This is a genomic window from Lonsdalea britannica (assembly GCF_946477055.1).
Taxonomy (GTDB): domain Bacteria; phylum Pseudomonadota; class Gammaproteobacteria; order Enterobacterales; family Enterobacteriaceae; genus Lonsdalea; species Lonsdalea britannica_A.
The window spans coordinates 1-10996 of record NZ_CAMKXG010000108.1 but is presented as its reverse complement, the minus strand read 5'-3'; the positions used below and the strand labels follow the sequence as shown (position 1 = coordinate 10996).

Genomic DNA, 10996 nt, shown 5'->3' with positions numbered 1-10996 from the left:
AGCAGCGCGCCGATACACAGTACCGCGCAGGAGAGGGCGACTTCGAAAATCACCAGAGCGCGGCTGATGCGGCTGCTGCTACGGCTCTGCGCGCCGCGAGTTCCATCGCGCAGCACGTCGTTGACGTTGCTGTTGACCATTTTCCAGGCGGGTAGCGCGCCGGTAATCAGGCTGGCCAGCGCCACCAGGACGAGCGTTTTTACCACAGTGCCGGTATCGATACCCAGATGCCACCAGAAGGGCGGTTGGTCCGGCACGATTCTGACAATCAGTTTATTGGTGAGAGACAGCCCCCAGCCGGCCAGCAATAGCCCAATCAGTCCGCCCATGCAGCAGATGATCGCGCTTTCCCACATCATTTGCAGGACGACGCGCAAGGGCGGTGCGCCGTGCGCGATACGGATCGCGGTTTCTTTGCTGCGTTCGATGGCGCGCACCAGCAGCATATTACCAACGTTACAGCAGGCCAGAAGCAGGACGAGTCCCACCGCCAACAGCATGATCAGAAAGATGGGTTTAGAGTCCTCCCCCATAAAGCTGTCCATGAAGGTGATGGCGAAAGCCGACCGGCCTCGGTTGATCTCCGGGTACTGCTGGGCTCGCGCGTCCATGATGTTTTTCAGTTCCGCATCGACGTCGTCGACTGAAAATCCGGGCTTAATCTTGCCGAAAATCTGAATCGACGGCGCATTCTCCACGGTGATGTGCCGTGGGTTTAGCGTCGAAGGCTGCCAAATCTGGTTATTCATCGGAAAGGCGAACCCTTCGGGCATGACGCCGATAATTCGGGTGCTGATGCCGTTGACGATAAAGGATTGATCCAGAATGTCCTGACGCCCGCCGAAATAGTTCTGCCATATCTCATGACTGATCACCGCGACGGGGTTGGCGCCTTCTCCGGTATCCTGCGCGTTATAAATGCGCCCCAGCTCGGGCTGTACGCCTGTGAAGCTAAAAAGATCCGGCTCTGAGCGGATGGCGATATAGCGTGAGGCCTGTCCATCCAGGCTGATGTTGGCGACGTCGCCATAGTAGTAGCCGAGCTGCTCCAGACGCTGGCTTTTCGCCTTCATGTCCGTGAAGTCCATGTAGCTGATAGGCGAATCGCCTAACCGGACGCCATTGATACTCGGGCTGACTACCACCATGCGTTCCGCATCCTCGAAAGGCAGCGGTTTCAGCACCAGCCCGTTGATGACCGAATACATGTAAATGCACATGCCTAGCCCGATGGCCATAATCAGCATGGTGAACACGGAAAAACCGGGGCGCTTTAGCAAGAGACGACAGGCATAGCGCAAATCAAAAATCATCGACATCGGTTTCTCCTTAAACCACTTTGGCGAGGTGCTTCAGCTGATGGTCGTCAATCACCATACCGTCGAAAATTTCTATTTGTCGCAAGGCCCGGGCCGCTGAACGCGGGTCATGGGTCACCATACAGATGGTTGAACCGGCCTGATGAAGCTGATCGAACAACGACATCACGGCATCGGCATTACGCGAATCCAGGTTACCGGTCGGTTCATCCGCCAGCAGTAGGGATGGGTTGCCGACGATGGCGCGCGCCACCGCGACGCGCTGCTGCTGTCCGCCGGACAGCTGGGAAGGGTAGTGTCTGCCCCGGTGTTTCATGTCCACTTTTTCCAGCGCGGCATCCGCCATGGCTTTCATCTGCTTGTTGCTGATGCCCTTGCGGTAGGTCAGCGGCAGCATGACGTTTTCGTCAACGGTAAGATCGCTGATCAGGTTAAAGGACTGAAAGACGAAACCTATCTCAAGGTTACGAATTTCCGCCTGCTGCTTAGCGGTCAGCGTATTGACGTTATGACCGTTAATCACATATTCGCCCTCCGTGGCCTTGTCCAGTAATCCGAGGATGGACAAGAGCGTGGACTTTCCACATCCCGACGGGCCGGAAATAGAAACATAATCCCCTTGGTTGATCGTGAAACTCACATCACTCAGAGCATGGGTTTCCATTTCCTCAGTAAAAAACACTTTTTTGATGTTTTTAAGCTCGACAACTGCTGACATATAAGAATCCTTTATTAGCGAGTGATGCTTATTTGATCGACGTGTTCCCAGGATTGATAGCTCGACAAGATGATGTGATCCGACGCTACCAGCCCTGACGAGATAGCAATTTCATTTGCCGATCCCATCCCAAAGGTCACGGGTACTTTTACCGCACTTTTACCATCTGCCGCGAGCTTATACACGATCCCAGGAGTATTGCTTTGGGCGTACATCGGCCGCGGCGCGTAAATCACATTTTTCAGGTTCGCGACCTGCACGCGACCTTCGATACTGAGGTCCGGCCGCGCTTCGTTGGGCAGCGGTTCCGTGAACTCGACGTCAACCTGCACCGTGCCATTGATGACGGCGGGGTCAATTCGGGACACTCTGCCGTGGATCTGGTTGGTGTGAGTATTGATCAGCACGGATTGATCGAGCGCGACGTCGCGGATCTGGCGCTCCGGCACTTTTAATTCGGCGATGAGCTGATCCTTACGCGCAACGCGAGCGAGGCTAAATCCATTGGTGATGTGTTGTCCCACTTCAATATTGGTGACCTGAATAATACCGGCTTCGCTCGCTTTTACCGTCAAAGAACGTATCTGCGTTTCCGCCCGCGCCAACATATTTTTCAATTTGCTGAGCCGCGCGTCGTCCGCCTCTTTATTTTCCTTCTGCACGACGGCCAGTTTTTCAAGCTGCTCTTTCGTGTACATCAGGCTTTGACGGGTTTGCTCGGTGGCGAGCTTTGAGCGATGCAGGACCAGAAGGGGGACTGAGCCGTCGTTACGCTTATTCAGCATTTCGGCGACATCATATTCGAGTTTGGCGTGGCGGTACTCCTGTTCCGCTTTGACAATGGCTATTTTGGCGGCCAGATAAGCGCTCTCCTGCTGGCCTCGCAGCGCTTTATTTTCGGCTTCCTTCGCGCCAAGCTCCCAACGCAGTTCTTCCGTGGTCTGAATCAGCTCTGGATTGACCAGCACGGCGATAACGTCTCCGGGCTCTACGGCGGCGCCGGGTTTAACTTTCACTGACTCGACGATGCCGTCGATGTTTGACGATATCCAGGTCGCGTTGCGCGGAGCAAGAATGCCATTGCCCTGAACCTCGATCGTCATATCGCCTTGTTTAACCTGACCAATCAATACATTGGAGGCCCTGACCTCAAAACCGCCCGGATCAAAACTGATCAACAAATACCCAGCAATAAGCACGCACAACGCGCTCCCTGCGATTAAAAAGGGTTTGAAAGGTCCCTTCTTAATTGTTCTTTTAATATCCATTCCAACATACTCATTCCAATAAACTCGGGCTTATAAAGCATGTTTTATGCCAACTGTTAAACCATTGATTATAATGGTTTTTTATTTTATTGGTTTTAAATGATTCTCACTTTTGGGATTAAGTTAACTATTTAAGTTAAAAATGGGACAGTGGGATAGGTGATTGAAATATGTGGCCAACTTTATGGTGAATTGAAAATTCGCCGTTGAATGGGCGGCGGTGAGGCCACCGGCGTTCCGGTATTGCCGACCAGCAATAACATGCATCGCCCGGGCGTCAGGCCAGAAATCGTCAGCGTCGTTGGTTTCAGACGTGGTGGGCGTCAGGAAAGGAGCGATGGAGGAGCGTCGACGTGGTACAGCCGTCGCACCAACCGTGCGGCGAAGTCGTGGGAGGCATATTTAATGACGTCTGCTCACGCACGCCTTCAGCGCCTTCAATCCAAAACGGACGGAAGGCGCTGTGGCATAGGGGATCAAAAATCCCAGTCTTCGTCTTCGGTTTCGACGGCTTTGCCGATGACATACGACGAGCCGGAGCCGGAGAAGAAGTCGTGGTTCTCGTCGGCGTTCGGCGACAGCGCGGCCAGGATCGCCGGATTGACGTCCGTCATGCTGGCGGGGAACAGCGCCTCATAGCCGAGGTTCATCAGCGACTTATTGGCGTTGTAATGCAGAAACTTCTTCACGTCTTCCGTCAGGCCCACGTCGTCGTACAGCGCCGCGGTATAGTCCACCTCGTTATCGTACAGATCTTGCAGTAGCTCGTAGGTGAACGCTTTGATCTGTTCCTGACGGGCGGCATCCACCCGCTTGAGTCCCTGCTGGAACTTGTAGCCGATGTAGTAGCCGTGGACCGCTTCGTCGCGAATGATCAAACGAATTAGATCCGCCGTGTTGGTCAGACGCGCGCGGCTGGCCCAGTACATCGGGAGATAGAAGCCGGAGTAGAACAGGAATGACTCCAGAAACACGCTGGCGACTTTCTTCATCAGCGGATCGTCGTGCTCGTAGTGTTTCAGGATCAGGGCGGCCTTATTCTGCAGCGCCTCGTTTTGTTCGCTCCACAGATAGGCGTCGTCCACCTCGCGGGTCTGGCACAGCGTGGAGAAAATCGCGCTGTACGAACGGGCGTGGACGGCTTCCATAAAGCAGACGTTGGACAGCACCGCCTCTTCGTGCGGCGTAATCGCATCCTGCATCAGCGACGGCGCGCCGCGCGTGTTTTGCAGGGTGTCCAGCAGCGTCAGGCCCGTGAACACCCGAATCGTCAGCTGTCGCTCCTGAGCGGTGAATTGCGCCCAGGAGGGAATGTCGTTCGACAGCGGAATTTTTTCCGGCAGCCAGAAGTTGGCGGTCAGGCGATTCCAGACCTCCAGATCTTTGTCATCCTGCGGTCGGTTCCAGTTAATCGCCCGCAGCGGGGGAAGTTTGCTCATAGCGTCAGTTCCGTCAATAAAATCACAATGCGCAGGATACGCAGCCTTCAATCTCTGTCCCTTCCAACGCCATCTGACGCACCCGGATGTAGTAGAGAGTTTTAATTCCCTGTTTCCAGGCATAAATCTGCGCTTTGTTGATGTCGCGGGTCGTGGCGGTGTCCGGGAAGAACAGCGTTAACGACAGCCCTTGATCCACATGCTGGGTCGCGACCGCATAGGTATCGATAATTTTCTGCGGGCCGATGTCGTAGGCGTCCTGATACAGCGGCAGGTTCTCATTGGTCATGAACGGCGCCGGATAGTACACCCGCCCGATTTTGCCTTCCTTGCGGATTTCAATGCGCGACACGATGGGATGGATGCTGGCCGTGGCGTGATTAATGTAAGAGATAGAGCCAGTGGGCGGGATCGCCTGCAGGTTCTGGTTATACAAACCGTGCGCAATCACGCGGTCCCGCAGCTGCTGCCAGTCTTCGCGGTTCGGCAGGTGAATACCGTTGTTCTCGAACAGCGCGCGGACTTTCTCCGTCGCGGGCTGCCATTCCTGCTGGAGATACTTGTCAAAGAACGCGCCGCTGGCGTAAGTGGAGCGCTCAAAGCCTTTAAAGGTTTCCTGCCGCTCGATAGCCAGCTGGTTAGAGGCGCGCAGCGCATGATAGGCCACGGTGTAGAAGTACATGTTGGTGAAGTCCAACGCCTCTTCCGAACCGTAGTACATGCCTTCCCGCGCCAGATAGCCGTGCAGGTTCATTTGCCCAAGGCCGATGGCGTGTGACTCTGCGTTGCCTTTTGCGATGGAGGGCACCGCGTTGAGCTGGCTCATATCGGAGACGGCGGTCAGCCCGCGCACGGCGAACTCCACGGCACGGCCGATGTCTTTGCCGTCCATCACATTGGCGATATTCAGCGAGCCGAGGTTGCAGGAGATGTCCTTTCCGATTTTTCGATAGGTTAGATCTTCTTCATACTCGCTCGCCTGATTGACCTGCAGGATCTCGGAACACAGGTTGCTCATGTTGATGTGGCCGTGGATCGGGTTGGCCCGATTGACCGTGTCTTCGAACATCATGTACGGGTAGCCGGATTCGAACTGGATCTCGGCCAGCGTCTGGAAGAACTGACGCGCGCTGGTGGTCCATTTGCGGATCGACGGGTTGTCGATCATCTCCTGATATTTTTCGCTGATAGCGATTTCCGACAGCGGCTGACCGTAAACCCGCTGAACGTCGTAAGGAGAGAACAGGTGCATCTCTTTGTTTTCACGCGCCAGATGGAGTGTGATATCCGGGATCACCACGCCGAGCGACAGCGTTTTGATACGAATTTTTTCGTCCGCGTTTTCCCGCTTGGTATCGAGGAAGCGCAAGATATCGGGGTGGTGAGCGCTCAGATAGACCGCGCCCGCGCCCTGACGCGCGCCGAGCTGGTTGGCATAAGAAAAGGCGTCTTCCAGCATTTTCATCACCGGGATGATGCCCGATGACTGATTCTCGATACGTTTGATAGGCGCGCCGGTTTCGCGGATGTTGCTCAGCGTAAACGCGACGCCGCCGCCACGTTTGGACAGCTGCAACGCGGAGTTCACGGCCCGGCCGATGGACTCCATGTTATCTTCGATGCGCAGCAGGAAGCACGAAACCAGCTCGCCGCGCTGCTGCTTGCCGCAGTTGAGGAACGTCGGCGTCGCGGGCTGGAAACGCCCGGTCATCATCTCATCGACCAGGGCGCGCGCCAGCGTCTCATCGCCGCGCGCCAGCGTCAGCGCGACCATGCAGACCCGGTCCTCAAACCCTTCCAGATAGCGTTTGCCGTCAAAGCTTTTCAGCGCGTAGCTAGTGTAAAACTTGAATGCGCCGACGAACGTTTTGAAGCGGAACTGGTGGCCGTAAGCCTGTTGGAACAGCGCTTTGATAAACCCGGCATCGTACTGGGCCAGCACGTTGGCTTCGTAGTAATTCTCATCCTGCAGATAGGCCAGCTTGTCTTCCAGCGTGGCGAAGCGCTGCGTTTTGGGCGCGACATGCTGCGCGAGATACTGACTGATGGCCTGCTGATCCTGCTCCAGCTGAATCCGGCCGTCGGCATCGTAAATGTTAAGCATGGCGTTGAGTGCATGGTAGTCGAGCCCGCTGTCGAGGGGGCGCGTCATCACTGATTCTGCTGTAGCCACAGGTTGACTCCTTTACGCACGTTTTCCACATCTTCAGGCGTACCGGACAGCTCGAAGCGGTACAGGCAGGGCACCTGGCATTTACGCGCGATAATGTCGCCCGCAATACCGTAGGCTTCACCGAAGTTGCGGTTGCCTGCGGCGATAACGCCCCGAAGAAGATGCCGATGGGAAGGGTTGTTGAGAAAGTGGATCACCTGGCGCGGCACCGCGCCAATCACCGTGCCGCCGCCATAGCTGGGGACCACCAAAATATAGGGTTGCGTGACCTCTTCCATCACCGCGCTCGGCCGAATGGGGATACGGATGGCCGGGATTCCCACTCGGTCGATGAAACGACTTGTGTTCTCTGACTGGCTGGAGAAATAGATCAACAACGGATTCATGAATTGGCCTCAGACGGCAATGGCACGCAGCGCATGAATTTTGTCGGGGCGAAAGCCGCTCCAGTGTTCCTGTCCGGCCACGACCACCGGCGCCTGCTGGTGACCCAGCGAGCGTACGTAGGCCAGCGCCTGCGCGTCCTGAGTCAGATCGATTTTATTATAGCCAATCTGGTGTTTGTCGAGCGCTCGACAGGTGGCATCGCACTGCGGGCAGTTGGATTTGCTGTAAACAGTAATGCTCATGATTCGTATTCACCTCTAGGCGCAAAAAAGGGGGGCGAAACGCCCGATTGAGACGGTCTGCCGCGGTGGCACACGTTGTGTCGTCTTCTGAAAGGTAATACTAGATATAGTGGTGAAAAATATCAACCACGCAATATATGGGATTTCTATGGAAGCTAAGCACAATAAAAGCCTAAGGGCAGGCGCCCTTAGGCTTGGCGGTCACATGGCGGGGATGTTTCTGCCGTAATAAATTTCCTGCATTTCGCGATACAGCAGATCGGTAATCCGCTGATGCTCATCCGGACTCAGCGCATCCGGGCTGGCGTTGAACAGGTAGTGCTTCAGATCGAAATCTTTCAGCAGCATTTTGGTGTGGAAAATATTTTCCTGGTAAACGTTCACATCCATCAGGTGATACAGCGACTTCATATCATCCGACATAAAGTTTTGTATTGAATTGATTTTATGGTCGATGAAGTGTTTAACGCCGTTCACATCGCGGGTAAATCCGCGCACGCGGTAGTCGATAGTCACAATATCCGATTCCAGCTGGTGGATCAGATAGTTAAGCGCCTTAAGTGGCGAAATGACGCCGCAGGTAGACACTTCGATATCGGCACGGAACGTACACAACCCGCCTTCCGGATGGCTTTCCGGATAGGTGTGTACGCAGATATGGCTTTTGTCCAAATGGGCTACGACCGAATTCGGCAGCGGACCGGGATGTTCCGAGGTATCCACGTCACGCGGATCTACGGGTTCCTCGCTGACCAAAATGGTCACGCTCGCGCCCTGCGGCTCATAATCCTGACGGGCTATGTTCAGGACGTTGGCGCCGATAATAGAACAGGTTTCGGTCAGGATTTCTGTCAAACGGTTCGCGTTATATTGCTCGTCGATGTAGGCAATATAACCATCGCGATCGGCTGGCGTTTTGGCATAACAGATATCGTAGATACAAAAACTCAGGCTCTTGGTCAGATTGTTAAAGCCATGTAGTTTCAGCTTTTGCAATTTAATTCACCCCCTTATGGATGCGAGTCTCAGCGCGCGGCTGACAACGCATTCAGTAAATACTGCGGCAGGGCAAAGCTGCCGACGTGGATGGCCGGATTGTAGTAGCGGCAGTCGATTCCCGTCGCGGCGAAACGTTCCTGCAGACTTTCCGGGCTCAGTTGGCGTAAGGCTGGGTTGTTGCTCGCCCAGGCGAAGGTCATGATCCCGCCGTAATAGGTGGGGATCGCCGCCTGATAGAAGCTGACATCGCTAAAGTAGTGGCTCAGCTTGTTATGGCTGGTGACCGCTTCATCCTGCTGGAGGAAACAAACGCCGTTTTGCGCCACGAAAATACCGCCGTCGTTCAGGCAACGTGCGCAACCTTCATAGAAATCGGAGGTAAACAGGCTTTCTCCGGGACCGATCGGGTCGGTGCAGTCGGAGATAATGACGTCGAATTTGTCCTGACAGGCTTTAACGAAGTTCACGCCGTCGTCGATGACCAGACGGAAACGCGGATCGTCATAGGCGCCTGCGCTGTGGTTCGGCAGGTACTGACCGCAGAACTCCACCACACCGGCGTCGATTTCGACCATCGTGATCTGTTCTACGCCGCGATGACGGCAGACTTCGCGCAGCATCCCGCCGTCGCCGCCGCCAATAATCAGTACGCGTTTGGCATTGCCATGCGCCAGCAGGGGCACGTGAGTCAGCATCTCATGATAGATAAACTCGTCACGTTCGGTGGTCTGCACCACGCCATCCAGCGCCATCACTCGTCCCAGCGCGGCGTTTTCGAAAATAATCAAATCCTGATGGTCGGTCTTTTCGTGATAGAGCACGTTGTCTACAGCAAAGTACTGACCGAAGTTGGCATGGAGTGTTTCATACCAAATTTCTTTCTGGGACATGTTAGTGCTTCCTCCGCGATAACAGCCATGAAAATTGGCGCGCTATGATAGCTAACTCTTATTAGGCTTGCACGGTCAAATTTCACGCAGTGCGGAGGATTTGGACAATTACTGGGTATTCGCCAGCAGACTGAGCGAATTTCGGGCCAGTGACTGGCATTTTTTTTGGGTGGGGATGGCGATGCCGCTCAAATCGCGATAGCTGGATTCGCCCAGGGTGATCATGTCGTAGGTGTTGTAGTTGCTCAAATCCCAGCGGTTTTGCTGAGCAAATCCCACCAGCGCGCGGCGAATTTGTTCATTGGGCAGATCCTGGTAGCCACAGTTATTTTTCAGATACACTAAAATAGCCGTCAGATCGGCCAGATCTTCGGCTTCGAATTCGTTAAGTGCTTTACTGGCGGAGGAGACACTCAACAGACTCAGCAAGAGTAGCGCCAGTGCGGATTTTTTCATGATTAGACCTGTTTCATACTACCGTTGGTGAGACGTTACCACAGTTATTATCGCGGATTCCAAGTTTTATTATGCGGTTAAGCGCTCCTGTGCTTACTACGATCCACCGTGGTAAGCAGGCCTTGACTGACCGCCAAGGCTAAGTATTGACCAATAGCCGGATTACTGCCTTTTTCTCGCAGATTGATTTCATGACGACTGAGTTATGCTCTGTTATTAATAGTGTTATCTGAAACTTTCTCTATGCTTTTACCTATGAATCTCAGTATCTGGCGCGTCAGTAGCGGGTGGTTGGCGGGGATGCTGCTGTTACCTGTCTGGGCGGTGGCTGTGCTGGCCGTGGTTGAACCGGGCATGAGCATGGCTTCCCTGTGGGCGATGTTGCCGCGCTATGGGATAAATACCCTGACGATTATGGCGGAGAGCGCGGCAATCAGTTTATTGCTGGCGCTTCCGTTCGCCCTGATCATGGCCCACTACCGTTTCCGGGGACAGCGCTGGTTGCACCTGGCGCTCCTGCTGCCGCTGGCTATGCCGTCCTATCTGCTGGCGGCCGTGTACGGCGAACTGCTGGAGTTTGGCGGTCCGGTCCGGCAAACCTTCTATGCGCTTTCCTTCGCCAGCCTGTCAGGCTGGGGCTTCGACTGGAGCCCCTCTCTGCGTCAGCTGAGCTGCAGCTTGTGTCTGGCGCTGGCGCTGTTTCCCTATCTCTACCTGCTATTGCGGGCCACGCTGATGAGCCTGCCGGAAAGCGTGATGCAGTCCGGTCGGCTGCAGTGTTCTTCCGCGCTGCGGATGTTTTTTCGCGTTCGTTTTCCTTTAGTTCGCCCGACGCTGTGGCTGGGGCTGGCGGTCGTGGCGCTGGAAGCCGTGTCGGATTACGGGGCGGCGAACTATTTTTCGGTGCCGACCCTGACAACCATCAGCATGGATTTCTGGCGCGATAAGGCCCAGTTCGGGACGGCGGCGCGTATGGCGCTGGTGCTTCTGCCGTTGATTGTGCTGCTGGGCGCGATAGCGCGTCACGGTCGTCTCTGGCAAGTCCGTTATCAACGCCCCGCATCGCCATCCGGCCGAGCGACCGGAGTCGCCGGTTTGGCTCCGC

Annotated in this window: 11 protein-coding genes; 1 reads left to right on the top strand and 10 read right to left on the bottom strand. The window is 55.0% G+C overall.

Annotated elements, in window-relative coordinates:
* The 10 genes from Q7O77_RS09175 to Q7O77_RS09130 all read right to left on the bottom strand — a co-directional run.
* Positions 1-1319: ABC transporter permease (locus tag Q7O77_RS09175; protein WP_304166062.1), on the bottom strand; the 1319-nt coding region annotated here is incomplete at its 3' end.
* Between the two features lie 10 nt (positions 1320-1329).
* Positions 1330-2037 (bottom strand): ABC transporter ATP-binding protein, encoded by a 708-nt coding sequence (locus Q7O77_RS09170; protein WP_304166060.1) that lies wholly within the window; start codon positions 2035-2037, stop codon positions 1330-1332.
* Positions 2038-2051: 14 nt separating this feature from the next.
* On the bottom strand, positions 2052-3236 hold the full coding sequence (locus tag Q7O77_RS09165; RefSeq protein WP_304166057.1) for an efflux RND transporter periplasmic adaptor subunit: 1185 nt from the start codon (positions 3234-3236) through the stop codon (positions 2052-2054).
* A gap of 545 nt (positions 3237-3781) precedes the next feature.
* Positions 3782-4744, bottom strand: a complete 963-nt coding sequence (gene nrdF, locus Q7O77_RS09160; RefSeq protein ID WP_304166054.1) for a class 1b ribonucleoside-diphosphate reductase subunit beta — start codon at positions 4742-4744, stop codon at positions 3782-3784.
* 22 nt (positions 4745-4766) lie between these two features.
* Positions 4767-6896 carry a class 1b ribonucleoside-diphosphate reductase subunit alpha gene (gene nrdE, locus Q7O77_RS09155; protein ID WP_304166064.1) on the bottom strand — a complete coding sequence of 710 codons (2130 nt, stop codon included), beginning with the start codon at positions 6894-6896 and terminating at the stop codon, positions 4767-4769.
* On the bottom strand, positions 6896-7303 hold the full coding sequence (gene nrdI / locus Q7O77_RS09150; protein WP_304166051.1) for a class Ib ribonucleoside-diphosphate reductase assembly flavoprotein NrdI: 408 nt from the start codon (positions 7301-7303) through the stop codon (positions 6896-6898). The genes nrdE and nrdI overlap by 1 nt, the downstream gene beginning before the upstream one ends.
* 9 nt (positions 7304-7312) lie before the next feature.
* A complete protein-coding gene (gene nrdH, locus Q7O77_RS09145; protein WP_085651195.1) occupies positions 7313-7546 on the bottom strand; it encodes a glutaredoxin-like protein NrdH in 234 nt (77 codons plus the stop codon).
* A gap of 201 nt (positions 7547-7747) precedes the next feature.
* Positions 7748-8542 carry an adenosylmethionine decarboxylase gene (speD, locus tag Q7O77_RS09140; RefSeq protein WP_304166046.1) on the bottom strand — a complete coding sequence of 265 codons (795 nt, stop codon included), beginning with the start codon at positions 8540-8542 and terminating at the stop codon, positions 7748-7750.
* Positions 8543-8571: 29 nt separating this feature from the next.
* A complete protein-coding gene (gene speE, locus Q7O77_RS09135) occupies positions 8572-9435 on the bottom strand; it encodes a polyamine aminopropyltransferase (RefSeq protein WP_085651197.1) in 864 nt (287 codons plus the stop codon).
* A 108-nt stretch (positions 9436-9543) separates the two neighbouring features.
* A complete protein-coding gene (locus Q7O77_RS09130; RefSeq protein ID WP_304166044.1) occupies positions 9544-9891 on the bottom strand; it encodes a YacC family pilotin-like protein in 348 nt (115 codons plus the stop codon).
* A 243-nt stretch (positions 9892-10134) separates the two neighbouring features.
* Between Q7O77_RS09130 and Q7O77_RS09125 the strand changes: the two genes are divergently transcribed.
* The coding region (locus Q7O77_RS09125) for an ABC transporter permease subunit (protein ID WP_304166041.1) at positions 10135-10996 on the top strand (862 nt) is incomplete at its 3' end.

Excerpts from the sequence above, each read along its gene's own strand:
- Q7O77_RS09170 (WP_304166060.1), bottom strand. The coding sequence starts at position 2,037 with ATGTCAGCAGTTGTCGAGCTTAAAAACATCAAAAAAGTGTTTTTTACT.
- nrdF (WP_304166054.1), bottom strand. The coding sequence starts at position 4,744 with ATGAGCAAACTTCCCCCGCTGCGGGCGATTAACTGGAACCGACCGCAG.
- nrdE (WP_304166064.1), bottom strand. The coding sequence starts at position 6,896 with ATGACGCGCCCCCTCGACAGCGGGCTCGACTACCATGCACTCAACGCC.
- nrdI (WP_304166051.1), bottom strand. The coding sequence starts at position 7,303 with ATGAATCCGTTGTTGATCTATTTCTCCAGCCAGTCAGAGAACACAAGT.
- nrdH (WP_085651195.1), bottom strand. The coding sequence starts at position 7,546 with ATGAGCATTACTGTTTACAGCAAATCCAACTGCCCGCAGTGCGATGCC.
- speE (WP_085651197.1), bottom strand. The coding sequence starts at position 9,435 with ATGTCCCAGAAAGAAATTTGGTATGAAACACTCCATGCCAACTTCGGT.
- Q7O77_RS09130 (WP_304166044.1), bottom strand. The coding sequence starts at position 9,891 with ATGAAAAAATCCGCACTGGCGCTACTCTTGCTGAGTCTGTTGAGTGTC.